Genomic DNA, 25,745 nt, shown 5'->3' on the forward strand with positions numbered 1-25,745 from the left:
ACTCTTTGGTGGTGATGGCATGTTGACTCGTCTTTTGCTCAAATCCTCAAACGGCGCCCCATGGTCAGATAATGGCTCAGCTAAGCATCCAGGTCTATTGCCACTAGCGGGCTTAGGCAAAGGCCAATATTTCTACCAAGTTTCATTGGACGGTAATGCTGCAGGTAAACAAGACAAAGCTCTGTTAGAACAGTTAAAAGCAAATGGAACACATTTGTATAAAGCAACTGTTACAGTGTATGGAGCAACCAAAGATGGCAAAGCGGACTTGAAGAATGTCATTGCGACGAAATCTGTGACGATTAACCTAAAAGGTGAAAAGAAAGCGGACTCTAAAGGACAATCTCAACAAGGTCAAAATGATCAGGCACAAAACCAAGGTAAAAAAGCAGATTATGACGGAAGCAAGCATTCAAATAAAGGTGGAACACCTTCTGCGACATCTTCAAAAGGTGGACAAGCTACAGCAAGCAAAAAATCGCTTCCTAATACAGGTCAAAAATCCTCTCTTGGCTTGACAGTCCTAGGACTTCTTGGATTAAGTGCAGCAGCTATTTTAGCACTTGTTGGCATGAAACGCAGAGAAAAGAAGTAATTCTCGCATTTGTGAGCAATAACGCTTGAATCAAGTATAGAAATAGTGTTATACTTTTTCGTGGTATAACACTATTTTTCACAATAGAGGTAAGAAAATGACGAAGAGAATTTTGTTAGTAGATGATGAAGTAGAGATTACCGAGATTAACAAGCGTTATTTAACACAGGCAGGTTATGAAGTCAATGTGGCGCATGATGGGCAGGAAGCTTTGGAGCTTTTTAAGAAATATCCGATTGATTTGATTGTCACCGACATTATGATGCCCAACATGGACGGGTATGATTTGATTGGCGAAGTGCAGTATCTTGCTCCGGAGCAACCTTTCCTTTTTATCACTGCTAAAACATCTGAACCGGATAAAATTTATTCCCTCAGTATGGGAGCGGATGATTTTATTACCAAACCTTTCAGTCCGCGGGAGTTGGTGTTGCGGGTGCATAATATCTTGCGGCGCATTCACCGCAGTGTGGGAGCAGATGAAAAACTCCAACTAGGGGATTTAGAGATAAATCATGCAACGCGCGAAGTGACAGTGCACGGACAATCGTTGATGATGACCATTAAATCTTTTGAGTTGCTATGGATTTTGGCCAGCAATCCTCAGCGGGTCTTTTCTAAGACAGAATTGTATGAGAAAGTCTGGCAAGAAGATTTTGTAGATGATACAAATACGTTGAATGTTCACATTCATGCCTTGCGGCAGGATTTAGCTAAGTTCAGTACTGAAAAAACGCCCACGATTAAGACCGTCTGGGGCTTAGGGTATAAGATAGAGGTTTAAAATGAAATTAAAACACTTTATTATTGTTGGATACCTCATTTCCACAACGATCACGGTTGTTGCAATCATCTGGTCTGTCAACACCATGCTGATTTCAAAAAGTGATATTTATTTTATTATTGGTATTAGCATTCTAGCTAGTATTACAGGGGCATTGGTTAGCCTTTTGCTGTTGAGCCGTGTCTTTCTCTCTTTGGATAAATTAAAACAGCTCATAAAAGGAATTTCTGACAAGAAGTTTGCAACAGTAAATGATATAAAAAATCCAACTGAATTTAAAGAGCTGGCAGATGCTTTTAATAATATGTCAAGAAACTTGCAAAGTACCTTTACTTCGTTGGAAGAAAGTGAGAAGGAAAAGGGTTTGATGATTGCACAACTATCGCATGATATCAAGACTCCTTTAACTTCCATTCAGGCAAGCGTGGAAGGAATGCTAGACGGTGTGATTGCGGCAGATGAGCAGCAGTATTATCTCAAAACCATCAGTCGGCAGACCGATCGGTTGAATAAGCTGGTCGAGGAGCTAAGTTTTATCACTCTGAATACGATGAATCAGCCAGATGTACCGCTTGAAAAAGAAGAAATTTTCCTTGATAAGCTTTTGATTGATATTATGTCGGAGTTCCAATTGGTGATTGATAAAGAAGACCGAGATATTCAGATTTCGGTGCAGCCAGAATCAGCAAAAATCGTGAGTCATTATGATAAGCTGTCACGGATTATTCTCAATCTGGTCAGCAATGCTTTTAAGTATTCAGAAGCAGGCACTAAGCTTACTATTGATGCGGCGGTTGACAATAAGCGCTTGACTTTAACGGTGGCAGATGAAGGTCAGGGCATTAAGTCAGAGGATTTGGAGAAAATATTTAAACGACTTTATCGGGTAGAATCTTCTCGCAATATGAAAACTGGCGGGCACGGTCTAGGGCTCTATATTGCACGTGAATTGGCACGCCAATTGGGTGGTGATATTTTCGTGCAAAGTGAGTATGGACAAGGTAGCAGTTTTTCGCTTGTATTAGATTTATAAAATGAAAGTGAGATAGACTAGAAAAATGAACATTTCCGGTTTATCTCATTCTTTATTTTTATTAGTTAGTTTGCAGTCTTTGAAAAATCCGATCTTTCCTACTGTATGGCACATGCTCCGAAGGCTGTCCAAGAAGCAGCTACGTATGTAGTGGATCACTTTGCAGATGCGGTGAAACATTTGGAGAAATTGTTGTATCAAAATACATAAGGGATTAAGAAATTTTTCTTAAGTCTTTTGCGTGCGGTCATTATCCTTAATCAGAAAATTTCTTTGGTTTCATGGTATAATAAATAATATGGAAAATAAGAATAAATTACTATTGATTGATGGCTCGTCCGTTGCTTTTCGTGCTTTTTTTGCACTGTATAATCAAATTGACCGTTTTAAGAGTCCGTCTGGGCTTCACACTAATGCCATTTACGGCTTTCATCTTATGTTGAATCACTTGATAGAACGTGTACAGCCGACTCATATCTTGGTGGCATTTGATGCGGGGAAGACCACCTTTCGGACAGAGATGTATGCTGATTACAAGGGCGGTCGGGCTAAAACGCCAGAGGAATTTCGTGAACAGCTGCCTTTTATTCGCGAAATGCTAGATAAGTTGGGTATTCGCTATTATGATTTGGATCAGTATGAGGCGGATGACATTATCGGAACTTTGGATAAAATGGCTGAAAACACAGCTGTTCCCTACGATGTGACAATCGTAAGCGGAGATAAGGATCTAATCCAGTTGACCGATGACAATACCGTTGTGGAAATTTCCAAAAAGGGTGTGGCTGAGTTCGAGGAATTTACGCCAGCCTACCTCATGGAAAAAATGGGAATTACGCCAACCCAGTTCATTGATCTCAAAGCTCTTATGGGTGATTCTTCGGACAATATCCCTGGTGTGACGAAAATCGGCGAGAAAACGGGACTTAAGCTTCTCTTGGAATACGGCTCTCTGGAAGGCATTTATGACAACATTGACCACATGAAGCAGTCTAAGATGAAGGAAAATCTCATCAATGACAAGGACATTGCTTTCTTATCTAGAACACTTGCCACCATTGATACCCAAGCCCCAATCGAAATTGGTTTGGAAGATATCCTCTATCAAGGTCCGAATATCAAACAATTAAGCAGATTCTATGATGAAATGGGCTTTAAACAATTTAAGCAAGCGCTAGAAGCAGAGATAGAGCCAGAGGAAACGACTGACATTACTTTTGAAGAAGTGACGGAAGTTTGTCCAGAAATGCTCAGTGCAGACGGTTTTTTCTACTTTGAAATGTTGGGGGACAATTACCACATAGACGAGATGGTTGGCTTTGCTTGGGGAAATTCACAGCAGATTTATGCCAGTCAGGACATCAGTCTTTTGCAGCAGCCGGTTTTCAAAGAATTTCTGGAAAATACAGCCTTGAAGGTTTATGACTTTAAACGCTCTAAAGTCTTGCTCAGTCGCTTAGGCATTGAGCTTTCGCAACCAGCGTTTGACAGTCGTTTAGCTAAGTATCTTCTTTCAACCGTTGATAACAATGAAATCGTAACAATTGCTGGTCTTTATGGCAAGACCAAACTCGCCGAAGATGAGGCGGTTTATGGGAAAGGCGCTAAGCGGGCACTGCCTGAAAAAGCTATTTTATTGAGCCATTTAGCCAGAAAAGTCACAGTTCTCATTGAAACGGAAAAGCCTATGACAGACTTGCTGTGCCAGCATGACCAGCTAAATCTGCTGTATGAAATGGAGCAACCTTTAGCCTTTGTGCTGGCTAAAATGGAAATTGCTGGTATCAAGGTAGAACGCGAAACATTGCAAACCATGCAGATTGAAAACGAGAGAATTCTGACTCGGCTAACTCAGGAAATCTATAACTTAGCAGGGGAAGAGTTTAATATCAATTCGCCTAAACAGTTGGGAGGCATTCTCTTTGAAAAACTGGGTCTGCCAACATCTTTCACTAAGAAAACGAAAACGGGCTACTCTACGGCAGTAGATGTATTGGAACGTTTGGCACCAATCGCGCCAATTGTGGAAAAAATTCTGGACTATCGGCAAATTGCTAAGATTCAATCAACCTATGTCATGGGGCTACAGGACTGGATTTTGGCGGACGGAAAGATTCATACTCGCTATCTTCAAGATTTGACTCAGACAGGACGACTATCAAGTGTTGACCCTAATCTGCAAAATATTCCAATTCGCCTAGAGCAAGGGCGCTTGATTCGGAAAGCTTTTGTGCCAGAGTGGGAGAACAGTGTCTTACTTAGCTCTGATTATTCGCAAATTGAGTTGCGGGTTTTGGCGCATATTTCAGGTGATGAACATCTGATTGAGGCATTCAGACACGGAGCGGACATTCACACTTCGACAGCCATGCGGGTTTTTAATATCGAAAGACCAGAAGATGTGACACCAAATGACCGCCGCAATGCCAAAGCTGTCAACTTTGGTGTTGTTTACGGAATCTCTGACTTTGGACTTGCCAACAATCTGGGTATTAGTCGTAAGGAAGCGAAGTCCTATATTGATACTTATTTTGAGCGCTATCCAGGTATCAAGAATTATATGGAAAATGTAGTGCGAGAGGCACGAGACAAGGGCTATGTAGAAACTCTCTTTCACCGTCGTCGGGAGATCCCAGATATCAATTCTCGTAACTTCAATATCCGAGGATTTGCAGAACGAACAGCAATCAATTCGCCTATTCAGGGCAGTGCAGCTGATATTCTCAAAATTGCTATGATTCGACTGGATCAAGCTCTGACAGATGGGAATTTTAAAACCAGAATGCTATTGCAAGTTCATGACGAAATTGTGCTGGAAGTACCCGAAAACGAACTGACCGCTATCAAAACGTTGGTCAAAGACATCATGGAATCTGCCATTGAACTTGTTGTACCCTTGAAAGCGGACGAAAGTGCTGGCAAAACCTGGTATGAAGCCAAGTAAAAGCAAGGTGCTAAGTTCATAAGGATAGCGAGAAGTTCTTGCGTCGTTTGGCTTCTTAGTGTTTATAGCTGTGTTTCTGATTCAAAAGGATCAGCATGACTCACAATACATAAAAATTACGGAGAAAATTTTATGACCTATCATTTCAAAAATCCCAGCGATGGGATTGTCAAACATTATTTAGAAAATAGTAAGGTGATTGCGGTTGTTGGTTTGTCAGATCGAGAAGAGGCAACCAGCCACCGTGTATCCAAGGAGATGCAAGAACGGGGCTATCAGATTGTTCCGGTCAATCCCCGAGCAGCCGGCGGTCAGATTTTAGGAGAAACCGTCTATGCCAGTCTCAAGGGCATTCCTTTTTCGGTGGATATTGTTGATGTCTACCGTCGCAGTGAGTTTTTGCCAGATGTGGCGCGTGATTTTCTGCAAGTGAATGCTAAGATTTTCTGGGCACAATTAGGCTTGGAAAATGAAGAAGCCGAGCAAATCCTTCGTGCAGCTGGGCACGATGATATTGTCATGAACCGCTGTATCAAGCGGGAGCATACCCGTCTGATTTTAGGAGGGTAAATGCCAACGTTGGTGATATCAGAGGTAATTCTGGTTCAGGAAAAACGAGTCTGGCAAAGAAATTGCAAGAGTATTATGGACGAAAGACACTTGTCATCTCTCAAGATGTCGTTCGCCGTGACATGCTAAAAGAAAAAGTCGAGTCGGATAATCTGTCAATCTCTTTGACGGCAACCATTGCCCGTTATGGCTATGAGCGAGATTTGTTGGTGATCGTTGAAGGATTTTATGAAACAGATATTTACGGGCAAATGCTAGAAGAACTGCGTGCTCTCTTTTATCCAAAAGTTCTGTCTTACTATTATGATTTGACTTTTGAAGAGACAGTTCGTCGCCACCAAACCAGGAGCAAGAAAGCAGATTTCAGTCCAGCTGACATGAAACGTTGGTGGAAAGAATGTGATTTCTTAGGTTGGGAAGTAGCAACTTTTACAGATCAAGATTCGCTGAAAGATGCCTTTCAAGAAATTTCTAAAAAAATCAATTTGTTCTAAAAAATTAAGTTTGGTTTAAGCTAACTTGGTTATACTATATTTATCAAATGAAGACCTCCTAACTTTGTTTGATAGAAATCCTAAACTTTTTCATAATAATCTCCCTAATAAAGTCACCCAATTGGTGGCTTTTTTGTGTAGAGTTTATGATACTGCGCGTTAGTTGAGTGATTGTGCGAGATAAAAATAGAGTGAACTTAAAAGACCTGAACAACTGTCCAAGTCTTTGTGAGGTTAATTTTATTTTTCAGAGTTAGAAAAATTAAGAAAAAATCGGAGTTTGTTCTTTTTCCTTTCTGACAGTTTCATAGAAAAGAGTCTGAGCTGTATAAACGTAGGGATAAACATAAATAGAAGCAATTCCAAAAGTAAGGGCACTTAGCAAGTACCAACCGATAAAGGTTAAATCAAGAACAAATCTCTTTCCCTTGTAACCTTTCATCATCTGACGACTCGCACGGATTACTTTAAAGGCGCCATCGTAGCTATTGTTTTCCAAGCTGTCAAAGAGGATAAATTCCACTTGAGAATAGGCATAGTACTGAGGGAGTGCAATCAGAACGCCTATAATCATCAAGAGAAAACCGATAAGAATGTAGAGCAATAAAGTTCCAATAGTTGTTTGAAGCGCAACGTTTTGTGAGATATCTTGAGAATTGGGGAGGAGTTTAATGATACTAAAACTAGCAAGAATCATCATGCCGCTCCCAATCCAGACGAAAAGATTCCATAGAAATAGTAAAATACGCTTGAGCAAAAGTGTCATGAAAACAGGACCAATTATTTTACTGTCAAAAGTCCGAATGGAATCTGTAAAATGCACCTCTTGTCGTTTTCCACGAATGACTTCCAGTAAGGTCCAAAAGGCAGCAGTTAAAAAGAAAGATACGATAAAACTAATCGCTACTGGGAACAATGAGCGATTGATCCCGTGGACAACCGTATTTTGGATACCATATTGTAAGATATTATTGGACAAGGTGTCTGAAGAATAATTGTAAACAACGGAAATAATCGCAGTCACAATTGGTACTAAAAAGAGTGCATAGATTCCCTTGGCTTGGCGTTGGATACGACGAGCTTCTGCTCGTAATTCACTTAAGTTCATATTTGCCTCCTATATTGAAAAATATTATACCATATTCTTTTAAGAGAAAGAAAAGTTTTTATCTACTTTATCTTTCTTCCTTTTTTTGATAAAATCATACAGGATGTTGTGAGTCAAATGAACTCACACACTGTAAAATGAAGGTCTGGGACTGTTTTTCCCAGTATCGGAGGTAAAAATGTCAGATTCACCGATTCAATATCGTTTGATTAAAAAAGAGAAGCACACAGGTGCTCGTTTGGGAGAAATTATCACGCCGCATGGCATTTTTCCAACTCCCATGTTTATGCCCGTGGGAACTCAGGCAACTGTAAAAACGCAGTCTCCAGAGGAACTCAAAGAAATGGGTTCAGGGATTATTTTATCTAATACCTACCATCTCTGGTTGCGGCCGGGTGATGAGCTGATTGCGCATGCTGGTGGGCTTCATAAATTTATGAACTGGGATCAGGCTATTCTGACAGACAGCGGTGGTTTTCAGGTGTATTCTCTGGCAGACAGCCGCAACATCACCGAAGAAGGGGTGACTTTCAAGAATCATCTGAACGGCGCAAAAATGTTTCTCTCTCCGGAAAAGGCCATTTCTATTCAAAACAATCTAGGCAGTGACATCATGATGTCTTTTGATGAATGCCCGCAGTTCTATCAACCGTACGATTATGTGAAAAAGTCCATTGAGCGGACTAGCCGCTGGGCAGAGCGTGGACTCAAAGCACATCGCCGTCCGCATGACCAGGGTCTCTTTGGGATTGTGCAGGGTGCTGGTTTTGAAGATTTGCGTCGCCAGTCAGCTCAGGATTTGGTCAGCATGGATTTTCCAGGCTATTCCATTGGTGGACTAGCTGTGGGTGAATCTCATGAAGAGATGAATGCCGTATTGGACTTCACAACTCCGATGCTGCCTGAAAACAAGCCTCGCTACCTCATGGGAGTGGGAGCGCCAGACAGCCTGATTGACGGGGTAATACGTGGTGTGGATATGTTTGACTGCGTGCTGCCGACACGAATTGCCAGAAATGGTACCTGCATGACCAGTGAGGGGCGTTTGGTCGTGAAAAATGCTCAATTTGCAGAGGATTTCACACCACTAGATCATAACTGTGATTGCTACACCTGCAAAAACTATACGCGCGCGTATCTTCGGCATTTGCTTAAGGCTGATGAAACCTTTGGACTCCGTCTGACCAGCTATCACAATCTCTATTTCCTCATCAATCTGATGAAAAATGTCCGCCAAGCCATTCTAGATGACAATTTGCTTGAATTTCGTGAAGATTTCATCGAGCGCTATGGCTACAATCATTCAAAGAGGAATTTCTAGATGAATCAAGGTGAAAAGTCGTTAGTAGAAGTAGTCAAGAATTATTTGCTGGATGGAAAAAAACATACGCTAGCGATTTACGGTCACGGTGCTTCTGGAAAATCTACTTTTGCCAAACGTTTAGTAGAAAGTCTGGGGCGAGAGCGAGTTAATCTGCTTGCGGCTGATCCTTATATAATAGACGGGGAATATCGTGACTTGCTGGCGGTTAAAGAATTTCCTGAGCAAAAAGTGACAGCCTGTCTTCCAATGGCTCATGAATTGAAGAGCTTGGAACGTGATATAAGAGCTTTGCAATCTGGCTGCGATATAGTGACGATTGACTAGCCTTGGGCACCAAGTCAGCGACTTTCAGCGGAAAAACCAATTCTAATTGTGGAAGGCATGTCAGTTGCTTTTCTGCCGAAAGAATTGTTTGATTTGTCCATTTGTTTTTACACCGATACAGCGACGGAATTAGAGCGCCGCTTGTCCCGTGATGTAGCAGTACGTAATCGGCAGCCTGAGTGGATTGAGAGAACGCACCAAGCGCGTCGTGAGCAATATGAGCGTTATTATAGACCTTATCACGACCTTGCAGATATATTGATTTGTCAATCGGGAAATACTTTTAAAGTTAAAAAATCTCTATTTTAAAAGATAAAGTTACGTTAAGCTAGTTTTAAGGTTGAAAAGTTATTCTATATTTATCCTAAAACTTTTCTTTTTCATAATCTCCCAAATGCCACTACATTATGTTAGTGGTGTTTTTGTTTAGAAAATGCTCTTTGCGATTGATTGGTTTAGTGTTACAATTAGAACAAATAATCAAGGAGATAAAAAAATGAAATTAAATTCACTCGATTTTAAAATCGTTGTCTCAGTTATGTTTTGTATTGTAAGTGCCTGGCTTATTCCTTTTTTAGGTATTTTACCGGCTTCTTTTTCGGCTTTGCTGTGTGTACAGGAAGAGGGGCTGGCAAGCAAAAAAGTGAATATTATCGGATTCTAGCAATGCTGGTAGGTGGTTTAGCGGCTGTTCTTTTGATTTGCTGTTATCATTTCATCCCAAGTAAGATAACATTGTTCTGTCTGTTAATGTTAGCTATTCTTGGAACTCTATATGTTAGCAAATCGGTTGCCTTACCTCCTTTCTTAGCGAGAATTGCAGTTTTAACATTACTGATTGTTGCGATTATGGGAAAAGGAGACTTGCTCTACGTAGCAAATAGACTGTTATCCACTATCTACGGAGCGATTGTTGCTTGGGGTGTTTCAATAGTACCAATAAAGCAAGACAAAAAATAATATTCAATACTCATTATTTAGAAAATATGAACAAGAGAAATTAGTAAGTCTTCTCTTGTTTTTTATCCTTCGCCGAGCTAAATTCGTTTTTTGCCTTGTAAAGTCTCTTTTTGTCAAAGAAATCTCAAAAAAATTATCAAATCCCTTGCAATCAGTGAATCTTTGTGTTATTCTATTATGGTGCTGTGAAAAAACAGTCTGTAGCTTTGATGCAAGAGGTTGCGACACGCTCGGTTGCATTGCCACGCAATGGCGTCTCGGTTTTCTTGTGGAGCTAGCCTATTATCTTAAATAGACGAAAAGGAGAAAAAGATGGCAAACAAAAAAATCCGTATCCGTTTGAAAGCGTACGAACACCGTACACTTGATACAGCGGCTGCAAAAATCGTAGAAACTGCTACTCGTACAGGTGCAGAAGTTGCAGGACCAATCCCACTTCCAACTGAGCGTAGCCTCTACACAATCATTCGTGCGACTCATAAATACAAAGATTCTCGCGAACAATTTGAAATGCGTACACACAAACGCTTGATTGACATCATCAACCCAACTCAAAAAACGGTTGATGCTTTGATGAAGTTGGATCTTCCAAGTGGTGTGAACGTGGAAATCAAACTTTAATCAGATGCAAGATAAAAGTATTCGGATTTAACTGAATACGGGATAAGAGCTCTGCAAAAAAGATAAACTTCCTAGTGTTTGTCGAACACTGCGTCAGTTTCCTATTTTTGCCAGACTCTCTTAACGCCCTTAATATCTTAATCTTGAGCATAAAAAACGCTCGTTAAAAACTTTTTGAAAAAATATAGAAAAGGAAACATTTTCTCATGACAAAAGGAATCTTAGGGAAAAAAGTGGGAATGACTCAAATCTTCACTGAAGCTGGCGAATTGATCCCTGTAACTGTTGTTGAAGCAACACCAAACGTGGTTCTTCAAGTAAAAACAGTTGAAACAGATGGTTATAACGCTGTTCAAGTCGGTTTTGACGATCTTCGTGATGTATTGAGCAACAAACCTGCTAAAGGACATGTAGCGAAAGCTAACACGGCTCCTAAGCGCTTCATTCGTGAATTCAAAAACATTGAAGGCTTAGAGGTCGGTGCAGAAATCACAGTGGATACATTCGAAGCTGGCGATGTTGTTGATGTAACAGGAACTTCAAAAGGTAAAGGTTTCCAAGGTGTTATCAAACGCCACGGTCAATCACGTGGTCCAATGGCTCACGGTTCTCGTTATCACCGTCGTCCTGGTTCTATGGGACCAGTTGCGCCTAACCGTGTTTTCAAAAACAAACACTTGGCAGGACGCATGGGTGGCAACCGTGTAACGATTCAAAACCTTGAAATCGCACAAGTTGTTCCAGAGAAAAACGTTATCCTCATCAAAGGTAACGTGCCTGGTGCTAAGAAATCTCTTATCACTATCAAGTCAGCAGTTAAAGCTGGTAAATAATAAAGAAAGGGGAAATCAGTCATAATGGCAAACGTAAAATTATTTGACCAAACTGGTAAAGAAGCTGGTGAAGTAGTTCTTAACGATGCAGTATTTGGTATTGAGCCAAATGAATCAGTTGTATTTGATGTTGTTATCAGTCAACGTGCAAGCCTTCGTCAAGGAACTCACGCTGTTAAAAACCGCTCTGCAGTATCAGGTGGCGGACGCAAACCATGGCGTCAAAAAGGAACTGGACGTGCGCGTCAAGGTTCTATTCGCTCTCCACAATGGCGTGGTGGTGGTACCGTATTTGGTCCAACTCCTCGTTCATACGCCTACAAACTTCCACAAAAAGTTCGTAGATTGGCACTTAAATCAGTTTATTCTGAAAAAGTTGCTGAGGACAAATTCGTAGCTGTAGACAGCCTTTCATTTACAGCTCCAAAGACTGCTGAGTTTGCGAAAGTACTTGCTGCACTTAGCATTGATTCAAAAGTACTTGTAATTCTTGAAGAAGGAAACGAATTTGCTGCACTTTCAGCTCGTAACCTTCCAAATGTGAAAGTTGCAACAGCAACAACTGCAAGTGTTCTTGATATCGTAAATAGCGACAAACTTCTTGTTACTAAAGAAGCTATCTCTACAATCGAGGAGGTTCTTGCATAATGAATTTGTATGACGTAATCAAAAAGCCTATCATCACAGAAAGCACAATGGCTCTTCTTGAAGAAGGCAAATACGTATTTGAAGTGGACACTCGCGCTCATAAACTTTTGATCAAACAAGCGGTTGAAGCTGCTTTTGACGGAGTGAAGGTTGCAAATGTGAACACAATCAATGTAAAACCAAAAGCAAAACGTGTAGGGCGTTATACTGGTTTTACAAACAAAACTAAAAAAGCTATCATCACTCTTACAGCTGATTCTAAAGCAATCGAGTTGTTCGGTGCTGAAGCAGAATAATCTAAGGAGGAAATATCGTGGGAATCAGAGTTTATAAACCAACTACAAATGGTCGCCGTAATATGACTTCTTTGGATTTCGCTGAAATCACAACGAGCACTCCAGAAAAAACTTTGCTCGTTTCTTTGAACAACAAAGCTGGTCGTAATAACAACGGTCGTATCACTGTTCGTCACCAAGGTGGTGGACACAAACGCCATTACCGTTTGATTGACTTCAAACGTAACAAAGACGGTGTTGAAGCAGTTGTTAAAACAATTGAATACGATCCAAATCGTTCAGCAAATATCGCTCTTGTACATTACACTGACGGTGTGAAAGCTTATATCATCGCTCCTAAAGGTCTTGAAGTCGGTCAACGCATCGTTTCTGGACCAGAAGCGGATATTAAAGTCGGAAATGCTCTTCCACTTGCTAATATCCCAGTTGGTACATTGATTCATAATATTGAATTGAAACCAGGACATGGTGGTGAATTGGTACGTGCTGCTGGAGCTTCTGCTCAAGTGCTCGGTCAAGAAGGCAAATATGTTCTTGTTCGTTTGCAATCAGGCGAAGTTCGCATGATTCTTGGAACTTGCCGTGCAACTGTCGGTGTTGTTGGAAATGAACAACATGGATTGGTTAACCTTGGTAAGGCTGGACGTAGCCGTTGGAAAGGCATCCGCCCAACAGTCCGCGGTTCTGTAATGAACCCGAACGATCACCCACACGGTGGTGGTGAAGGTAAAGCACCAGTTGGTCGTAAAGCACCATCTACTCCATGGGGCAAACCTGCTCTTGGACTTAAAACTCGTAACAAGAAAGCGAAATCCGACAAACTTATCGTTCGTCGTCGCAACGAGAAATAATCTAAAACAATCTATCCGCCAGCTCGGTAGCGCTGATTGTCAGTGCAAGCCGTTGTGGTACATATTTTAAAGGAGAAAACATAAAAATGGGACGCAGTCTTAAAAAAGGACCTTTCGTCGATGAGCATTTGATGAAAAAAGTTGAAGCTCAAGCCAATGACGAAAAGAAAAAAGTCATCAAAACTTGGTCACGTCGTTCAACGATTTTCCCAAGTTTTATCGGATATACAATTGCAGTTTATGATGGACGTAAACATGTTCCTGTTTACATCCAAGAAGACATGGTAGGGCACAAGCTTGGTGAATTTGCACCAACTCGTACTTACAAAGGTCACGCTGCTGACGATAAGAAAACACGTAGATAAGAGAGGAGAAAAACATGGCAGAAATTACTTCAGCTAAAGCAATGGCTCGTACAGTGCGCGTTTCACCTCGTAAATCTCGTCTAGTTCTTGACAATATCCGCGGGAAAGACGTCGCTGACGCAATCGCAATCTTGAAATTCACACCAAACAAAGCTGCTGGCATTATCGAAAAAGTGTTGAACTCAGCAATCGCTAATGCAGAAAACAACTTTGGTTTGGAAAAAGCAAACTTGGTAGTATCTGAAGCTTACGCAAACGAAGGACCAACAATGAAACGTTTCCGTCCACGTGCAAAAGGTTCAGCTTCACCAATCAACAAACGCACTAGCCACATCACAGTGGTCGTTGCAGAAAAATAAGGAGGTAAAATCGTGGGTCAAAAAGTACATCCAATAGGTATGCGTGTCGGTATCATCCGTGACTGGGATGCCAAATGGTATGCTGAAAAAGAATACGCGGATTACCTTCATGAAGATCTTGCAATCCGTAAATTCGTTCAAAAAGAATTAGCTGACGCAGCTGTTTCAACTATTGAAATCGAACGCGCAGTAAATAAAGTAAACGTTTCTCTTCACACTGCTAAACCAGGTATGGTTATCGGTAAAGGTGGAGCAAACGTTGATGCACTTCGTGCAAAGCTTAACAAATTGACTAGTAAACAAGTCCACATCAACATCATTGAAATCAAATCACCAGATTTGGATGCTCATCTTGTTGGTGAAGGAATTGCTCGCCAATTAGAACAACGTGTTGCTTTCCGTCGTGCTCAAAAACAAGCAATCCAACGTACCATGCGTGCGGGAGCTAAAGGAATTAAAACTCAAGTATCTGGCCGCTTGAATGGTGCTGATATCGCTCGTAGTGAAGGGTATTCTGAAGGAACTGTTCCGCTTCATACGCTTCGTGCAGATATTGATTACGCTTGGGAAGAAGCAGATACTACTTACGGTAAACTTGGTGTTAAAGTCTGGATTTACCGCGGAGAAGTTCTTCCAGCTCGTAAAAACACTAAAGGAGGTAAATAACCAATGTTAGTACCTAAACGTGTTAAACACCGTCGCGAATTTCGTGGTAAAATGCGCGGTGAAGCTAAAGGTGGTAAAGAAGTAGCATTTGGAGAATATGGTCTTCAAGCGACTACTAGCCATTGGATCACAAACCGCCAAATCGAAGCTGCTCGTATCGCTATGACGCGTTACATGAAACGTGGTGGTAAAGTTTGGATTAAAATCTTCCCACACAAATCATACACTGCCAAAGCTATCGGGGTTCGTATGGGATCTGGGAAAGGTGCTCCAGAAGGTTGGGTTGCGCCAGTTAAACGTGGTAAAGTGATGTTTGAAATCGCTGGTGTGCCTGAGGAAGTTGCTCGTGAAGCGCTTCGTCTTGCAAGCCACAAATTACCAGTTAAAACAAAATTCGTGAAACGTGAAGCTGAATAAGGAGAAGGCATGAAACTTAATGAAGTAAAAGAATTTGTTAAAGAACTTCGTGGTCTTTCTCAAGAAGAACTCGCGAAGCGTGAAAGAGAATTGAAGAAAGAATTGTTTGATCTTCGTTTCCAAGCAGCAACAGGTCAATTAGAACAAACTGCACGCTTGAAAGAAGTGAAAAAGCAAATCGCTCGTATCAAAACTGTTCAATCAGAAATGAAATAATAGACTTGGGAAAGGAGAAATTCTAAAATGGAACGTAATCAACGTAAAACGCTTGTTGGACGCGTCGTTTCTGACAAGATGGATAAAACAATCACAGTTGTAGTTGAAACAAAACGTAACCACCCAGTCTATGGTAAGCGTATTAACTACTCTAAAAAATACAAAGCGCATGATGAAAATAACATCGCTAAAGAAGGCGATATTGTTCGTATCATGGAAACTCGTCCGCTTTCAGCTACAAAACGCTTCCGTCTTGTAGAAGTTGTAGAAGAAGCAGTTATCATCTAATCAAACCAGAAAGGAGAAAACTTAAATGATTCAAACAGAAACTCGTTTGAAAGTTGCTGACAACAGCGGTGCCCGCGAAATCTTGACAATCAAAGTTCTTGGTGGTTCAAAGCGTAAATTCGCTAGCATTGGTGATGTCATCGTTGCATCTGTAAAACAAGCTACTCCTGGTGGTGCGGTTAAAAAAGGTGACGTTGTAAAAGCGGTTATCGTTCGTACTAAATCAGGTGCTCGTCGCAAAGATGGTTCATACATCAAATTTGACGAAAATGCTGCAGTGATTATCCGTGATGATAAAACTCCTCGCGGAACACGTATCTTTGGTCCAGTTGCACGTGAATTGCGTGAAGGTGGATTCATGAAGATCGTTTCACTTGCTCCAGAAGTACTTTAATCAAAAACAAACTAAGTCCCCTATCTTCGACAGATAGGGTGCCCTTCAGGGCGTAAGAAATCAAAGGAGAAACCAATGTTTGTAAAAACTGGCGACAAAGTTCGCGTGATTGCTGGTAAAGACAAAGGTGTTGAAGCCAAAGTCGTTGCCGCACTTCCAAAAGTAAATAAAGTTGTTGTTGAAGGTGTAAATATCATCAAGAAACACCAAAAACCTAATAACGAAAACCCTCAAGGTGCTATCGTAGAAAAAGAAGCACCAATCCATGTGTCTAATGTTCAAGTGTTGGACAAAAATGGTGTTGCAGGACGTGTTGGCTACAAGTTTGTAGATGGCAAAAAAGTTCGTTACAATAAAAAATCAGGCGAAGTGCTTGACTAATCACGAAGGAAAGGAGAAGTATAATGGCTAATCGTTTAAAAGAAAAATATCTTAATGAAGTAGTTCCTGCTTTGACTGAAAAGTTTAACTACTCATCTGTTATGGCTGTGCCAAAAGTGGATAAAATCGTTTTGAACATGGGTGTTGGTGACGCTGTTTCAAATGCTAAAAATCTTGAAAAAGCTGCTGAAGAGCTTGCTCTTATCTCAGGTCAAAAACCACTTATCACTAAAGCTAAAAAATCTATCGCCGGCTTCCGTCTTCGTGAAGGTGTAGCGATCGGTGCTAAGGTAACTCTTCGTGGTGAACGCATGTATGAATTCTTGGATAAATTGGTTACTGTATCACTTCCACGTGTTCGTGACTTCCACGGTGTTCCAACAAAATCATTTGATGGACGCGGAAACTACACACTTGGTGTGAAAGAACAATTGATTTTCCCAGAAATCAACTTTGATGATGTTGACAAGACTCGCGGTCTTGACATTGTTATTGTAACAACTGCTAACACGGATGAAGAATCACGTGAATTGCTTACAGGCCTTGGAATGCCTTTTGCAAAATAATCTAGGAGGTAAATAAATTGGCTAAAAAATCAATGATTGCTAAGAACAAACGCCCTGCGAAGTTCTCTACGCAAGCTTACACTCGTTGCGAACGTTGTGGTCGTCCACATTCAGTTTACCGCAAGTTTAAACTTTGCCGTGTTTGCTTCCGTGAATTGGCATACAAAGGACAAATTCCTGGCGTTACCAAAGCTTCTTGGTAATTATAGTTTCCTTTTCGTCATGAGTCGTTGTTATTCGCTCTTGCTTAACTCAAGTTATGCCTACGAGCGAATGCCTAGACTTATCTAGGAAATGAAATCTATAAACAAAACTTATGAGCCTAGCTCAATCATTAACTAGCAAGTGAATTATCAAACTACTAGTAAGAGGAGAAAAATAAAATGGTTATGACTGACCCAATTGCAGACTTTTTGACACGTATTCGTAATGCGAATCAAGCAAAACATGAAGTGCTAGAAGTACCTGCATCAAATATCAAAAAAGGGATTGCTGAAATCCTTAAACGCGAAGGTTTTGTGAAGAACGTTGAGTACATTGAAGATGATAAACAAGGTGTTATTCGTGTATTCCTTAAATACGGTCAAAACGGTGAAAAAGTTATCACTGGTTTGAAACGTGTTTCAACACCAGGACTTCGTGTTTACAAAAAATGTGAAGATCTTCCAAAAGTCTTGAATGGACTTGGAATTGCGATTATCTCAACATCTGAAGGCTTGTTGACTGACAAAGAAGCACGCCAAAAGAATGTTGGTGGGGAAGTAATCGCCTACGTTTGGTAATTGCATGATACAAAGAGCGTGACGGACAAAGTGAAAATAGGAAATCTAGCGATGAATGCCCGCATTCAAGATAAATTTATCTTTTTCACACAGGCCGTAGCTCGTGTTCAGATTGGCAAAACTGATTTGAATGATATATTTGAATAAAACGTTAGAACTATCATACAAACTGCTATGATAGTTCCCCCGTGAAAACTGGCCGTCCTCGGACGACCTGACAATTTAACAGGAGAAAAAATAACATGTCACGTATTGGTAATAAAGTTATTGCATTGCCTGCGGGTGTCGAATTGACAAACAAAGATAATGTAGTAACTGTAAAAGGACCTAAAGGAGAACTCACTCGTACGTTCTCTAAAGATATTGATATTCGTGTGGAAGGAACTGAAGTAACTCTTCACCGTCCAAACGATACAAAAGAAATGAAAACAATCCACGGAACAACTCGTGCTCTTTTGAACAACATGGTTCATGGTGTATCAGAAGGATTCAAGAAAGAACTTGAAATGCGTGGGGTTGGATACCGTGCTCAACTTCAAGGTAAAAAATTGGTACTTTCAGTTGGTAAATCTCATCCAGATGAAGTGGAAGCTCCTGAAGGTATTACTTTTGAACTTCCAAATCCAACGACTATTGTTGTGAACGGAATCTCAAAAGAAGTAGTTGGACAAACTGCTGCTTATATCCGTAGCTTGCGTGCTCCTGAACCATATAAAGGGAAAGGTATCCGCTACGTTGGTGAATTTGTTCGCCGTAAAGAAGGTAAAACAGGTAAATAATGTTAAACGGTTGTTCTTCAACCGAAATAATTATTTCCAACTTTGTGCTTAGGCACACAATAAAATTAAGAGGTGAAAATTGTGATTTCGAAACCAGATAAAAACAAAGTCCGCCAAAAACGCCATCGTCGCGTTCGCGGAAAACTCTCTGGAACTGCTGATCGCCCACGTTTGAACGTTTTTCGTTCTAATACAGGCATCTACGCTCAAGTAATTGATGACGTAGCGGGTGTAACGCTCGCAAGCGCTTCAACTCTTGACAAAGAAGTTTCAAAAGGAACTAAGACTGAACAAGCCGTTGTTGTTGGAAAACTCGTTGCTGAACGTGCAGTTGCTAAAGGTATTTCTGAAGTGGTGTTTGACCGCGGTGGATATCTATATCACGGACGTGTAAAAGCTTTGGCTGATGCAGCTCGTGAAAACGGATTGAAATTCTAATAGGGAGGACACTAAAAAATGGCATTTAAAGACAATGCAGTTGAACTTGAAGAACGCGTAGTTGCGATTAACCGTGTTACAAAAGTTGTTAAAGGTGGACGTCGTCTTCGTTTTGCAGCTCTTGTAGTTGTTGGTGACCGTAATGGTCGTGTTGGCTTTGGTACTGGTAAAGCTCAAGAAGTACCAGAAGCAATTCGCAAAGCCGTTGAAGATGCAAAGAAAAACCTAATTGAAGTACCAATGGTTGGCACAACAATTCCACACGAAGTAACATCTGAATTTGGTGGAGCTCGTGTCTTGTTGAAACCAGCTGTAGAAGGTGCTGGAGTGGCTGCTGGTGGTGCTGTTCGTGCCGTCATCGAATTGGCAGGTGTAGCAGATGTAACATCTAAATCACTTGGTTCTAACACTCCAATCAACATCGTTCGCGCAACTGTTGAAGGTTTAAAACAATTAAAACGCGCTGAAGAAGTTGCTGCCCTTCGTGGTATTTCAGTTTCTGACTTAGCATAAGAAAGGAGATTCACATGGCTCAAATTAAAATCACTTTGGCAAAGTCTCCAATCGGACGCATTCCGTCACAACGTAAAACTGTTGTAGCACTTGGACTTGGCAAATTAAATAGCTCAGTTATCAAAGAAGATAATGCTGCTGTTCGTGGTATGATTACAGCAGTATCACACTTGGTAACTGTTGAAGAAGTTAAGTAAGCAATCATTTTACTAACAAAACTTTAAATTGAAATAAACTAGGGGATGAGAGGATTTTCTCAGCCCCTTAAACTAAATATATGTATAGGCGAGTTTATACTGGGAACACCTTTTTCTCAGTATGAGCGCTAGCATTTTACAAAAGAGGAGAAAAAATATAATGAAACTTCATGAATTACAACCTGCTACAGGTTCTCGTAAAGTCCGCAACCGTGTTGGACGTGGTACTTCATCTGGTAATGGTAAAACAGCTGGACGTGGTCAAAAAGGTCAAAAAGCTCGTAGTGGTGGTAAAGTTCGTCTTGGTTTTGAAGGTGGACAAACACCATTGTTCCGTCGTATGCCAAAACGCGGTTTCTTGAATATCAATCGTAAAGAATATGCAATTGTAAATCTTGATCAATTGAATATTTTTGAAGACGGGGCAGAAGTAACTCCAGTTGTCCTTATCGAAGCAGGGATTGTAAAAGCTGAAAAATCTGGTGTTAAGATTCTTGGTAACGGCGAATTGACAAAGAAATTGACTGTGAAAGCAGCTAAATTCTCTAAATCAGCCGAAGAAGCTATCACTGCTAAAGGTGGTTCAGTGGAAGTCATCTAAGCGAGGTGACCTATGTTTTTTAAACTATTAAAAGAAGCATTAAAAATCAAACAGGTTCGTTCAAAAATTCTCTTTACAATTTTTATTGTATTAGTATTTCGAATTGGCACGACGATTACTGTTCCAGGTGTTAATGCAAAAAGCTTGGAAGCTCTTAACGGGCTTTCATTTCTAAACATGCTCAGCCTTGTGTCAGGTAATGCTTTGCGGAATTTCTCAGTATTTGCATTGGGAGTTAGTCCGTATATTACCGCCTCTATTGTTGTTCAATTACTACAAATGGATATTTTACCTAAGTTTGTAGAATGGGGCAAGCAAGGTGAAGTTGGACGAAGAAAGTTAAATCAAGCAACGCGCTATATTGCCTTAGTCTTGGCGTTTGTTCAATCTATCGGTATTACAGCAGGTTTCCATACCTTGTCTAGTGCTAAGTTGGTGGCAACACCTAACTGGCAAACTTATTTGCTGATTGGATTCCTTTTGACAACAGGTTCTATGATTGTGACTTGGTTAGGAGAACAAATCACGGATAAAGGCTATGGTAATGGCGTTTCTATGATTATCTTTGCAGGTATCGTAGCAGCAATTCCAGGAATGATTAAGAGTATATATGTAGACTACTTTGTCAATGTACCAAGTAGCCGTATTACTTCATCTATCATTTTTGTGACTATTCTGATTATAGCTGTTTTGCTCATTGTTTACTTTACAACATTCGTTCAACAAGCAGAATACAAAATTCCAATCCAGTATACAAAGATTGCGCAAGGTGCGCCTTCTAGCTCATACCTTCCTTTGAAGGTCAATCCAGCAGGTGTTATTCCGGTTATCTTTGCAAGTTCGATTACTGCCGCACCTGCAGCTATTTTCCAATTTTTGACAGCTACAGGTCACAATACACAGTGGGTTCGAGTGGCTCAGTCCTTGTTTGCAACAACAACCGCAAGCGGAATTGTGATGTACGCACTCTTGATTATTTTGTTTACATTTTTCTATACATTTGTACAAATCAATCCAGAGAAAACTGCAGAGAATTTGCAAAAGAGCGGTGCCTATATTCATGGTGTCCGTCCGGGCAAAGGTACAGAAGAATACATGTCCAAGCTGCTTCGTCGCTTGGCAACAGTTGGTTCACTTTTCTTAGGCTTTATTTCGATTTTACCGATTTTAGCAAAAGATTTATTTGGATTGACAGATGCTGTTGCTTTGGGTGGTACTAGTTTGTTGATTATTATTGCAACTGGTATTGAAGGGATGAAACAACTTGAAGGTTATCTTCTAAAGAGAAAATATACTGGCTTTATGAATACAACAGAATAGAAACAGAGTAAAGAAAGATATTCTATACTTTCAAAAGCAATTTGCGTTAAAGTACGAACGCAGTGGTTGATGATGAAAATGAGTTTTTGTTTTCATCCTGAATCAACTATGTTGCGGGGTGGGAGAGCAAATCGAAAATCATAGATTTTCTGAAGTCTGTCCCACTCTTTCTATTTTGTTTTTAAACAAGTTTACTAAGAATTTGTAATAGATTTATTTAAAAACAAAAAAGGAGATGGATCATGAATCTTTTGATTATGGGCTTGCCAGGTGCAGGCAAGGGGACTCAAGCGGCCAAAATCGTGGAGGAATTTGGTGTTGCGCATATCTCAACAGGGGATATGTTTCGTGCAGCCATGGCAAACCAAACTGAAATGGGTGTGCTTGCGAAATCATATATTGACAAAGGTGAATTAGTGCCAGATGAAGTGACCAATGGAATTGTCAAAGAACGTTTAGCACAAGATGATATTAAAGAAAAAGGCTTTTTATTAGATGGCTACCCACGCACCATTGAGCAAGCTCACGCACTGGATCAGACACTTGCTGAACTTGGTCTTGCTTTGGATGGGGTTGTCAATATCGAAGTGGATCCTAACAGCTTGCTAGAGCGCTTGAGCGGACGGATTATTCACAAAAAAACGGGAGAAACTTTTCATAAAGTCTTCAATCCACCAGCAGATTATAATGAAGAGGATTATTACCAACGTGAGGATGATAAACCAGAAACCGTGAAGCGCCGTTTAGATGTCAATATCGCTCAAGGAGCACCAATTATTGAGCACTATCGTTCTCAAAGCTTGGTTTATGATATTCAAGGAAATCAAGAGATTGATGATGTATTTAAAAACATTGAAAAAGTCTTGTTAAAGTTAAAATAAAAGCGTTTTTTACACTTGCAATATTTGACAAGTAGTGATACAATGAATTAGTCTGACTTATAATTGTTACCTCTGTGCTCAGAGGAATGAATCGAAATTTAGGGGGGTGCTTTTGCGTGGCAAAAGACGATGTGATTGAAGTTGAAGGCAAAGTAGTTGATACAATGCCGAATGCAATGTTTACGGTTGAACTTGAAAATGGACATCAGATTTTAGCAACAGTTTCTGGTAAAATTCGTAAAAACTATATTCGTATTTTAGCGGGAGACCGTGTTACTGTCGAGATGAGTCCTTATGATTTGACACGTGGACGGATCACTTACCGCTTTAAATAATCGAAATACTTGGAGGGATAAGAAATGAAAGTAAGACCATCGGTCAAACCAATTTGCGAATACTGCAAAGTTATTCGTCGTAATGGTCGTGTTATGGTGATTTGCCCAGCAAATCCAAAACACAAACAACGTCAAGGATAATAGAAAGGAGAAAAAATGGCTCGTATTGCTGGAGTTGATATTCCAAATGACAAACGTGTAGTTGTTTCACTGACTTATGTATACGGTATTGGTCTTCCAACATCTAAGAAAATTTTAGCAGCTGCTGGAGTTTCAGAAGATATTCGTGTGAAAGATTTAACATCTGATCAAGAAGACGCTATCCGTCGTGAAGTGGATGCCATCAAAGTTGAAGGTGACCTTCGTCGTGAAGTAAACTTAAACATCAAACGTTTGATGGAAATTGGTTCATATCGTGGAATCCGTCATCGTCGTGGACTTCCTGTACGTGGACAAAACACTAAGAACAACGCTCGCACTCGTAAAGGTAAAGCTGTTGCGATTGCTGGTAAGAAAAAATAATATAAGGAGGTAAAAAGTCTTGGCTAAACCAACACGTAAACGTCGTGTGAAGAAAAATATCGAATCTGGTATTGCTCATATTCACGCTACATTTAACAACACTATTGTTATGATTACTGATGTGCATGGTAACGCAATTGCTTGGTCATCTGCTGGAGCTCTTGGATTTAAAGGTTCTCGTAAATCTACACCATTTGCTGCCCAAATGGCATCTGAAGCTGCTGCAAAGTCTGCACAAGAACACGGTCTTAAATCAGTTGAAGTTACTGTTAAAGGTCCAGGTTCTGGTCGTGAGTCAGCTATTCGTGCGCTTGCTGCCGCTGGTCTTGAAGTAACAGCTATTCGTGATGTGACTCCTGTGCCACACAATGGTGCTCGTCCTCCAAAACGTCGCCGTGTATAATCATAAACCATTACACTGCTTTTCGTTTAAGAGGGAGTAACTAAATGATTGAGTTTGAAAAACCAAATATAACAAAAATTGATGAAAATAAAAACTACGGCATATTTGTAGTAGAACCACTAGAACGTGGTTATGGTACAACGCTTGGGAACTCACTTCGTCGTGTACTTCTTGCATCTCTACCAGGTGCTGCTGTAACATCTATCAATATTGAAGGTGTATTACACGAATTTGATACAGTTCCAGGTGTCCGTGAAGACGTGATGCAGATTATTTTGAACGTCAAAGGGATTGCTGTAAAATCTTACGTCGAAGACGAAAAGACAATTGAGCTTGATGTTGAAGGTCCTGCAGAAATCACTGCTGGTGATATTTTGACAGATAGTGATATTGAAATTGTAAACCCTGATCATTATCTCTTTACAATTGGTGAAGGTGCTAGCTTAAAAGCTATTATGACTGTAAATACAGGTCGTGGTTATGTACCAGCTGATGAAAATAAAAAAGATGATGCACCAGTAGGAACACTTGCGGTAGATTCAATCTATACGCCGGTTAAAAAAGTTAATTATCAAGTGGAACCAGCTCGCGTTGGTAGCAATGATGGTTTTGATAAATTAACTCTTGAAATCATGACAGATGGGACGATTATTCCAGAAGATGCTCTAGGTCTTTCTGCGCGCATTTTAACGGAACATTTAGACCTGTTTACTAACTTAACTGAAGTAGCAAAATCTACTGATGTAATGAAAGAAACAGAAAAAGTTTCAGATGATCGTGTGTTGGATCGTACAATTGAAGAATTAGATTTGTCAGTTCGTTCGTACAACTGTTTGAAACGTGCTGGTATCAATACTGTATTTGATTTGACAGAAAAAACCGAACCTGAAATGATGAAAGTAAGAAATCTAGGACGTAAGAGTCTTGAAGAAGTGAAAGTAAAACTTGCTGATCTCGGTCTTGGATTAAAAAACGATAAATAAAGGAGGAAAACATGGCTTACCGTAAACTAGGACGCACTAGCTCACAACGTAAAGCAATGCTTCGCGACTTAACCACTGACTTGATTATCAACGAATCAATTGTGACAACAGAAGCTCGTGCTAAAGAAATCCGTAAAACAGTTGAAAAAATGATTACTTTGGGTAAACGTGGTGATTTGCATGCTCGTCGTCAAGCAGCAGCTTTTGTTCGTAACGAAATTGCATCAGAAAACTATGATGAAGAAACAGAAAAGTATACTTCAACTACTGCTCTTCAAAAATTATTCTCTGATTTAGCTCCTCGTTATGCAGAACGTAACGGTGGATATACTCGTATCCTTAAAACTGAACCACGTCGTGGTGATGCTGCTCCAATGGCAATCATTGAATTAGTATAATTTTTATCAATTTTGTTGAGTGTTATGATGATGGAGTAATGTTACTCTTAGTCTAGCTCTGGTCTACCGCTAGGATTTTTCCTAGCGGGAACACTCATCTTATGATAAGAAACGTAGACGCTTGTTTACGAAATTGCTTTTACAAAAAAACAATTTCGTAAGCAGGCGTTTTTTAGAATTTCATAATCGATGACTCACTACAGAACTTATAGAATTATCATGCTGAATTTATCACAGCTACTAGTTTTAACTTTATCTGCTGAAAAGTATGTAAAAGTACCTGAAGAGATAGATAGGTGTATTAAGAAGTACGAAATAGAAACCAAAAAGAGTAGAATAGCTACCAGAAAACAAAAGGTTTCTCCTTCATGCTATCCTTAAAAGGTAAGAGCAAGGAAGGAGAAGGAAATGGAGTTCAAGGAGTTGTATGGGAAGGTAAGGGGGAGTGTATTAAAGTGCCGTCGGGATTATTATGTTCACCTGTGGGAATTAAGCGATTGGGACCAAGAGGGCATGTTAGTACTCTATCAGTTGGTGAGTCGCTATCCGCAGCTGG

General features: G+C 40.3%; 39 protein-coding genes and 2 pseudogenes. 40 read left to right on the plus strand and 1 reads right to left on the minus strand.

Features of this window, described 5'->3' with window-relative positions; genetic code table 11:
• From HMPREF3249_RS09630 to HMPREF3249_RS03685, 6 genes are all read left to right on the plus strand, one after another.
• Positions 1 to 595, plus strand: a 595-nt coding sequence (locus HMPREF3249_RS09630) for an SSURE domain-containing protein (RefSeq protein ID WP_148130045.1), incomplete at its 5' end; no start/stop codon positions are given.
• A 97-nt stretch (positions 596 to 692) separates the two neighbouring features.
• A complete protein-coding gene (locus HMPREF3249_RS03665; RefSeq protein ID WP_003040692.1) occupies positions 693 to 1,379 on the plus strand; it encodes a response regulator transcription factor in 687 nt (228 codons plus the stop codon).
• Position 1,380: 1 nt separating this feature from the next.
• Entirely contained in the window at positions 1,381 to 2,412 is a 1,032-nt protein-coding gene (locus HMPREF3249_RS03670; protein WP_003040501.1) for a sensor histidine kinase, read from the plus strand.
• Positions 2,413 to 2,710: 298 nt separating this feature from the next.
• Positions 2,711 to 5,356 carry a DNA polymerase I gene (polA, locus tag HMPREF3249_RS03675; RefSeq protein ID WP_059221605.1) on the plus strand — a complete coding sequence of 882 codons (2,646 nt, stop codon included), beginning with the start codon at positions 2,711 to 2,713 and terminating at the stop codon, positions 5,354 to 5,356.
• Between the two features lie 132 nt (positions 5,357 to 5,488).
• Positions 5,489 to 5,926: a CoA-binding protein gene (locus HMPREF3249_RS03680; RefSeq protein ID WP_049533447.1), complete on the plus strand. Its 438-nt coding sequence runs from the start codon at positions 5,489 to 5,491 to the stop codon at positions 5,924 to 5,926.
• A 17-nt stretch (positions 5,927 to 5,943) separates the two neighbouring features.
• Entirely contained in the window at positions 5,944 to 6,420 is a 477-nt protein-coding gene (locus HMPREF3249_RS03685) for a kinase (protein ID WP_106382329.1), read from the plus strand.
• Between the two features lie 262 nt (positions 6,421 to 6,682).
• Here the strand turns inward: HMPREF3249_RS03685 and HMPREF3249_RS03690 are convergent, their stop codons facing one another.
• Positions 6,683 to 7,528: a DUF975 family protein gene (locus HMPREF3249_RS03690; protein ID WP_059221602.1), complete on the minus strand. Its 846-nt coding sequence runs from the start codon at positions 7,526 to 7,528 to the stop codon at positions 6,683 to 6,685.
• Between the two features lie 178 nt (positions 7,529 to 7,706).
• Here HMPREF3249_RS03690 and tgt point away from each other — a divergent pair, with 178 nt between their 5' ends.
• From tgt to HMPREF3249_RS09635, 34 genes and pseudogenes are all read left to right on the plus strand, one after another.
• Positions 7,707 to 8,849: a tRNA guanosine(34) transglycosylase Tgt gene (gene tgt, locus HMPREF3249_RS03695; protein WP_059221600.1), complete on the plus strand. Its 1,143-nt coding sequence runs from the start codon at positions 7,707 to 7,709 to the stop codon at positions 8,847 to 8,849.
• Positions 8,850 to 9,485: pseudogene (locus HMPREF3249_RS03700) on the plus strand (uridine kinase).
• Positions 9,486 to 9,672: 187 nt separating this feature from the next.
• Positions 9,673 to 9,840, plus strand: coding sequence for a hypothetical protein (locus tag HMPREF3249_RS09530; protein ID WP_003040631.1), 168 nt, complete (start codon positions 9,673 to 9,675; stop codon positions 9,838 to 9,840).
• Between the two features lie 2 nt (positions 9,841 to 9,842).
• Positions 9,843 to 10,136: a hypothetical protein gene (locus HMPREF3249_RS09185; protein ID WP_049533001.1), complete on the plus strand. Its 294-nt coding sequence runs from the start codon at positions 9,843 to 9,845 to the stop codon at positions 10,134 to 10,136.
• A gap of 312 nt (positions 10,137 to 10,448) precedes the next feature.
• Positions 10,449 to 10,757, plus strand: coding sequence for a 30S ribosomal protein S10 (rpsJ, locus tag HMPREF3249_RS03710; RefSeq protein WP_002894478.1), 309 nt, complete (start codon positions 10,449 to 10,451; stop codon positions 10,755 to 10,757).
• A gap of 206 nt (positions 10,758 to 10,963) precedes the next feature.
• Positions 10,964 to 11,590 (plus strand): 50S ribosomal protein L3, encoded by a 627-nt coding sequence (gene rplC / locus HMPREF3249_RS03715; RefSeq protein WP_003026558.1) that lies wholly within the window; start codon positions 10,964 to 10,966, stop codon positions 11,588 to 11,590.
• A gap of 24 nt (positions 11,591 to 11,614) precedes the next feature.
• Positions 11,615 to 12,238, plus strand: a complete 624-nt coding sequence (gene rplD, locus HMPREF3249_RS03720) for a 50S ribosomal protein L4 (protein WP_037598474.1) — start codon at positions 11,615 to 11,617, stop codon at positions 12,236 to 12,238.
• The gene (locus HMPREF3249_RS03725; RefSeq protein ID WP_003026555.1) at positions 12,238 to 12,534 is read left to right on the plus strand and encodes a 50S ribosomal protein L23; all 297 of its coding nucleotides are present in this window, start codon (positions 12,238 to 12,240) and stop codon (positions 12,532 to 12,534) included. Before rplD ends, HMPREF3249_RS03725 begins: the two co-directional genes overlap by 1 nt.
• A gap of 17 nt (positions 12,535 to 12,551) precedes the next feature.
• Positions 12,552 to 13,385 carry a 50S ribosomal protein L2 gene (rplB, locus tag HMPREF3249_RS03730; protein ID WP_003071334.1) on the plus strand — a complete coding sequence of 278 codons (834 nt, stop codon included), beginning with the start codon at positions 12,552 to 12,554 and terminating at the stop codon, positions 13,383 to 13,385.
• An 86-nt stretch (positions 13,386 to 13,471) separates the two neighbouring features.
• On the plus strand, positions 13,472 to 13,750 hold the full coding sequence (gene rpsS, locus HMPREF3249_RS03735) for a 30S ribosomal protein S19 (RefSeq protein ID WP_000533765.1): 279 nt from the start codon (positions 13,472 to 13,474) through the stop codon (positions 13,748 to 13,750).
• A 14-nt stretch (positions 13,751 to 13,764) separates the two neighbouring features.
• Positions 13,765 to 14,109: a 50S ribosomal protein L22 gene (rplV, locus tag HMPREF3249_RS03740; RefSeq protein WP_003026550.1), complete on the plus strand. Its 345-nt coding sequence runs from the start codon at positions 13,765 to 13,767 to the stop codon at positions 14,107 to 14,109.
• 12 nt (positions 14,110 to 14,121) lie between these two features.
• Entirely contained in the window at positions 14,122 to 14,775 is a 654-nt protein-coding gene (gene rpsC / locus HMPREF3249_RS03745) for a 30S ribosomal protein S3 (RefSeq protein ID WP_003029478.1), read from the plus strand.
• A 3-nt stretch (positions 14,776 to 14,778) separates the two neighbouring features.
• The gene (gene rplP / locus HMPREF3249_RS03750) at positions 14,779 to 15,192 is read left to right on the plus strand and encodes a 50S ribosomal protein L16 (RefSeq protein WP_003029477.1); all 414 of its coding nucleotides are present in this window, start codon (positions 14,779 to 14,781) and stop codon (positions 15,190 to 15,192) included.
• 9 nt (positions 15,193 to 15,201) lie between these two features.
• Positions 15,202 to 15,408 (plus strand): 50S ribosomal protein L29, encoded by a 207-nt coding sequence (rpmC, locus tag HMPREF3249_RS03755; protein WP_003029476.1) that lies wholly within the window; start codon positions 15,202 to 15,204, stop codon positions 15,406 to 15,408.
• Positions 15,409 to 15,435: 27 nt separating this feature from the next.
• The gene (gene rpsQ / locus HMPREF3249_RS03760) at positions 15,436 to 15,696 is read left to right on the plus strand and encodes a 30S ribosomal protein S17 (protein ID WP_003026542.1); all 261 of its coding nucleotides are present in this window, start codon (positions 15,436 to 15,438) and stop codon (positions 15,694 to 15,696) included.
• A 25-nt stretch (positions 15,697 to 15,721) separates the two neighbouring features.
• Complete coding sequence (gene rplN, locus HMPREF3249_RS03765) at positions 15,722 to 16,090, plus strand: 50S ribosomal protein L14 (protein ID WP_003026541.1); 369 nt, start codon at positions 15,722 to 15,724, stop codon at positions 16,088 to 16,090.
• A gap of 75 nt (positions 16,091 to 16,165) precedes the next feature.
• Positions 16,166 to 16,471, plus strand: a complete 306-nt coding sequence (gene rplX, locus HMPREF3249_RS03770; RefSeq protein WP_003026539.1) for a 50S ribosomal protein L24 — start codon at positions 16,166 to 16,168, stop codon at positions 16,469 to 16,471.
• Between the two features lie 23 nt (positions 16,472 to 16,494).
• The gene (gene rplE, locus HMPREF3249_RS03775) at positions 16,495 to 17,037 is read left to right on the plus strand and encodes a 50S ribosomal protein L5 (RefSeq protein WP_003026536.1); all 543 of its coding nucleotides are present in this window, start codon (positions 16,495 to 16,497) and stop codon (positions 17,035 to 17,037) included.
• Between the two features lie 17 nt (positions 17,038 to 17,054).
• Positions 17,055 to 17,240: a type Z 30S ribosomal protein S14 gene (locus tag HMPREF3249_RS03780; RefSeq protein WP_001085699.1), complete on the plus strand. Its 186-nt coding sequence runs from the start codon at positions 17,055 to 17,057 to the stop codon at positions 17,238 to 17,240.
• 180 nt (positions 17,241 to 17,420) lie between these two features.
• Positions 17,421 to 17,819 (plus strand): 30S ribosomal protein S8, encoded by a 399-nt coding sequence (rpsH, locus tag HMPREF3249_RS03785; RefSeq protein WP_003026535.1) that lies wholly within the window; start codon positions 17,421 to 17,423, stop codon positions 17,817 to 17,819.
• A gap of 242 nt (positions 17,820 to 18,061) precedes the next feature.
• Entirely contained in the window at positions 18,062 to 18,598 is a 537-nt protein-coding gene (rplF, locus tag HMPREF3249_RS03790; protein WP_021002170.1) for a 50S ribosomal protein L6, read from the plus strand.
• 81 nt (positions 18,599 to 18,679) lie between these two features.
• On the plus strand, positions 18,680 to 19,036 hold the full coding sequence (gene rplR, locus HMPREF3249_RS03795) for a 50S ribosomal protein L18 (protein WP_003040651.1): 357 nt from the start codon (positions 18,680 to 18,682) through the stop codon (positions 19,034 to 19,036).
• 18 nt (positions 19,037 to 19,054) lie between these two features.
• On the plus strand, positions 19,055 to 19,549 hold the full coding sequence (gene rpsE, locus HMPREF3249_RS03800) for a 30S ribosomal protein S5 (protein ID WP_003029472.1): 495 nt from the start codon (positions 19,055 to 19,057) through the stop codon (positions 19,547 to 19,549).
• 14 nt (positions 19,550 to 19,563) lie between these two features.
• The gene (rpmD, locus tag HMPREF3249_RS03805) at positions 19,564 to 19,746 is read left to right on the plus strand and encodes a 50S ribosomal protein L30 (RefSeq protein WP_070867491.1); all 183 of its coding nucleotides are present in this window, start codon (positions 19,564 to 19,566) and stop codon (positions 19,744 to 19,746) included.
• 160 nt (positions 19,747 to 19,906) lie between these two features.
• Complete coding sequence (rplO, locus tag HMPREF3249_RS03810) at positions 19,907 to 20,347, plus strand: 50S ribosomal protein L15 (RefSeq protein ID WP_003029470.1); 441 nt, start codon at positions 19,907 to 19,909, stop codon at positions 20,345 to 20,347.
• A gap of 12 nt (positions 20,348 to 20,359) precedes the next feature.
• Positions 20,360 to 21,667, plus strand: a complete 1,308-nt coding sequence (secY, locus tag HMPREF3249_RS03815) for a preprotein translocase subunit SecY (RefSeq protein WP_059221599.1) — start codon at positions 20,360 to 20,362, stop codon at positions 21,665 to 21,667.
• Between the two features lie 242 nt (positions 21,668 to 21,909).
• Positions 21,910 to 22,548 (plus strand): adenylate kinase, encoded by a 639-nt coding sequence (locus HMPREF3249_RS03820; protein ID WP_059221598.1) that lies wholly within the window; start codon positions 21,910 to 21,912, stop codon positions 22,546 to 22,548.
• A 116-nt stretch (positions 22,549 to 22,664) separates the two neighbouring features.
• Positions 22,665 to 22,883 carry a translation initiation factor IF-1 gene (gene infA, locus HMPREF3249_RS03825; RefSeq protein WP_001029883.1) on the plus strand — a complete coding sequence of 73 codons (219 nt, stop codon included), beginning with the start codon at positions 22,665 to 22,667 and terminating at the stop codon, positions 22,881 to 22,883.
• A 24-nt stretch (positions 22,884 to 22,907) separates the two neighbouring features.
• Entirely contained in the window at positions 22,908 to 23,024 is a 117-nt protein-coding gene (gene rpmJ / locus HMPREF3249_RS09190; protein ID WP_001808836.1) for a 50S ribosomal protein L36, read from the plus strand.
• 15 nt (positions 23,025 to 23,039) lie between these two features.
• Positions 23,040 to 23,405, plus strand: a complete 366-nt coding sequence (gene rpsM / locus HMPREF3249_RS03830) for a 30S ribosomal protein S13 (RefSeq protein ID WP_002262317.1) — start codon at positions 23,040 to 23,042, stop codon at positions 23,403 to 23,405.
• A gap of 19 nt (positions 23,406 to 23,424) precedes the next feature.
• The gene (gene rpsK, locus HMPREF3249_RS03835; RefSeq protein WP_001118385.1) at positions 23,425 to 23,808 is read left to right on the plus strand and encodes a 30S ribosomal protein S11; all 384 of its coding nucleotides are present in this window, start codon (positions 23,425 to 23,427) and stop codon (positions 23,806 to 23,808) included.
• A 44-nt stretch (positions 23,809 to 23,852) separates the two neighbouring features.
• The gene (locus tag HMPREF3249_RS03840) at positions 23,853 to 24,791 is read left to right on the plus strand and encodes a DNA-directed RNA polymerase subunit alpha (protein WP_003029466.1); all 939 of its coding nucleotides are present in this window, start codon (positions 23,853 to 23,855) and stop codon (positions 24,789 to 24,791) included.
• An 11-nt stretch (positions 24,792 to 24,802) separates the two neighbouring features.
• On the plus strand, positions 24,803 to 25,189 hold the full coding sequence (gene rplQ, locus HMPREF3249_RS03845) for a 50S ribosomal protein L17 (RefSeq protein ID WP_003026513.1): 387 nt from the start codon (positions 24,803 to 24,805) through the stop codon (positions 25,187 to 25,189).
• Positions 25,190 to 25,597: 408 nt separating this feature from the next.
• Positions 25,598 to 25,745: pseudogene (locus HMPREF3249_RS09635) on the plus strand (sigma-70 family RNA polymerase sigma factor); the annotation flags it as partial.

The organism is Streptococcus sp. HMSC36C04 (assembly GCF_001839535.1).
Taxonomy (GTDB): Bacteria; Bacillota; Bacilli; order Lactobacillales; family Streptococcaceae; genus Streptococcus; species Streptococcus hominis.

Excerpts from the sequence above, each read along its gene's own strand:
- HMPREF3249_RS03665 (WP_003040692.1), top strand. The coding sequence starts at position 693 with ATGACGAAGAGAATTTTGTTAGTAGATGATGAAGTAGAGATTACCGAG.
- HMPREF3249_RS03670 (WP_003040501.1), top strand. The coding sequence starts at position 1,381 with ATGAAATTAAAACACTTTATTATTGTTGGATACCTCATTTCCACAACG.
- polA (WP_059221605.1), top strand. The coding sequence starts at position 2,711 with ATGGAAAATAAGAATAAATTACTATTGATTGATGGCTCGTCCGTTGCT.
- HMPREF3249_RS03680 (WP_049533447.1), top strand. The coding sequence starts at position 5,489 with ATGACCTATCATTTCAAAAATCCCAGCGATGGGATTGTCAAACATTAT.
- HMPREF3249_RS03690 (WP_059221602.1), bottom strand. The coding sequence starts at position 7,528 with ATGAACTTAAGTGAATTACGAGCAGAAGCTCGTCGTATCCAACGCCAA.
- tgt (WP_059221600.1), top strand. The coding sequence starts at position 7,707 with ATGTCAGATTCACCGATTCAATATCGTTTGATTAAAAAAGAGAAGCAC.
- HMPREF3249_RS09530 (WP_003040631.1), top strand. The coding sequence starts at position 9,673 with ATGAAATTAAATTCACTCGATTTTAAAATCGTTGTCTCAGTTATGTTT.
- HMPREF3249_RS09185 (WP_049533001.1), top strand. The coding sequence starts at position 9,843 with ATGCTGGTAGGTGGTTTAGCGGCTGTTCTTTTGATTTGCTGTTATCAT.
- rpsJ (WP_002894478.1), top strand. The coding sequence starts at position 10,449 with ATGGCAAACAAAAAAATCCGTATCCGTTTGAAAGCGTACGAACACCGT.
- rplC (WP_003026558.1), top strand. The coding sequence starts at position 10,964 with ATGACAAAAGGAATCTTAGGGAAAAAAGTGGGAATGACTCAAATCTTC.
- rplD (WP_037598474.1), top strand. The coding sequence starts at position 11,615 with ATGGCAAACGTAAAATTATTTGACCAAACTGGTAAAGAAGCTGGTGAA.
- HMPREF3249_RS03725 (WP_003026555.1), top strand. The coding sequence starts at position 12,238 with ATGAATTTGTATGACGTAATCAAAAAGCCTATCATCACAGAAAGCACA.
- rpsS (WP_000533765.1), top strand. The coding sequence starts at position 13,472 with ATGGGACGCAGTCTTAAAAAAGGACCTTTCGTCGATGAGCATTTGATG.
- rplV (WP_003026550.1), top strand. The coding sequence starts at position 13,765 with ATGGCAGAAATTACTTCAGCTAAAGCAATGGCTCGTACAGTGCGCGTT.
- rplP (WP_003029477.1), top strand. The coding sequence starts at position 14,779 with ATGTTAGTACCTAAACGTGTTAAACACCGTCGCGAATTTCGTGGTAAA.
- rpmC (WP_003029476.1), top strand. The coding sequence starts at position 15,202 with ATGAAACTTAATGAAGTAAAAGAATTTGTTAAAGAACTTCGTGGTCTT.
- rpsQ (WP_003026542.1), top strand. The coding sequence starts at position 15,436 with ATGGAACGTAATCAACGTAAAACGCTTGTTGGACGCGTCGTTTCTGAC.
- rplN (WP_003026541.1), top strand. The coding sequence starts at position 15,722 with ATGATTCAAACAGAAACTCGTTTGAAAGTTGCTGACAACAGCGGTGCC.
- rplX (WP_003026539.1), top strand. The coding sequence starts at position 16,166 with ATGTTTGTAAAAACTGGCGACAAAGTTCGCGTGATTGCTGGTAAAGAC.
- rplE (WP_003026536.1), top strand. The coding sequence starts at position 16,495 with ATGGCTAATCGTTTAAAAGAAAAATATCTTAATGAAGTAGTTCCTGCT.
- rpsH (WP_003026535.1), top strand. The coding sequence starts at position 17,421 with ATGGTTATGACTGACCCAATTGCAGACTTTTTGACACGTATTCGTAAT.
- rplF (WP_021002170.1), top strand. The coding sequence starts at position 18,062 with ATGTCACGTATTGGTAATAAAGTTATTGCATTGCCTGCGGGTGTCGAA.
- rpsE (WP_003029472.1), top strand. The coding sequence starts at position 19,055 with ATGGCATTTAAAGACAATGCAGTTGAACTTGAAGAACGCGTAGTTGCG.
- rpmD (WP_070867491.1), top strand. The coding sequence starts at position 19,564 with ATGGCTCAAATTAAAATCACTTTGGCAAAGTCTCCAATCGGACGCATT.
- rplO (WP_003029470.1), top strand. The coding sequence starts at position 19,907 with ATGAAACTTCATGAATTACAACCTGCTACAGGTTCTCGTAAAGTCCGC.
- secY (WP_059221599.1), top strand. The coding sequence starts at position 20,360 with ATGTTTTTTAAACTATTAAAAGAAGCATTAAAAATCAAACAGGTTCGT.
- HMPREF3249_RS03820 (WP_059221598.1), top strand. The coding sequence starts at position 21,910 with ATGAATCTTTTGATTATGGGCTTGCCAGGTGCAGGCAAGGGGACTCAA.
- rpmJ (WP_001808836.1), top strand. The coding sequence starts at position 22,908 with ATGAAAGTAAGACCATCGGTCAAACCAATTTGCGAATACTGCAAAGTT.
- rpsM (WP_002262317.1), top strand. The coding sequence starts at position 23,040 with ATGGCTCGTATTGCTGGAGTTGATATTCCAAATGACAAACGTGTAGTT.
- HMPREF3249_RS03840 (WP_003029466.1), top strand. The coding sequence starts at position 23,853 with ATGATTGAGTTTGAAAAACCAAATATAACAAAAATTGATGAAAATAAA.
- rplQ (WP_003026513.1), top strand. The coding sequence starts at position 24,803 with ATGGCTTACCGTAAACTAGGACGCACTAGCTCACAACGTAAAGCAATG.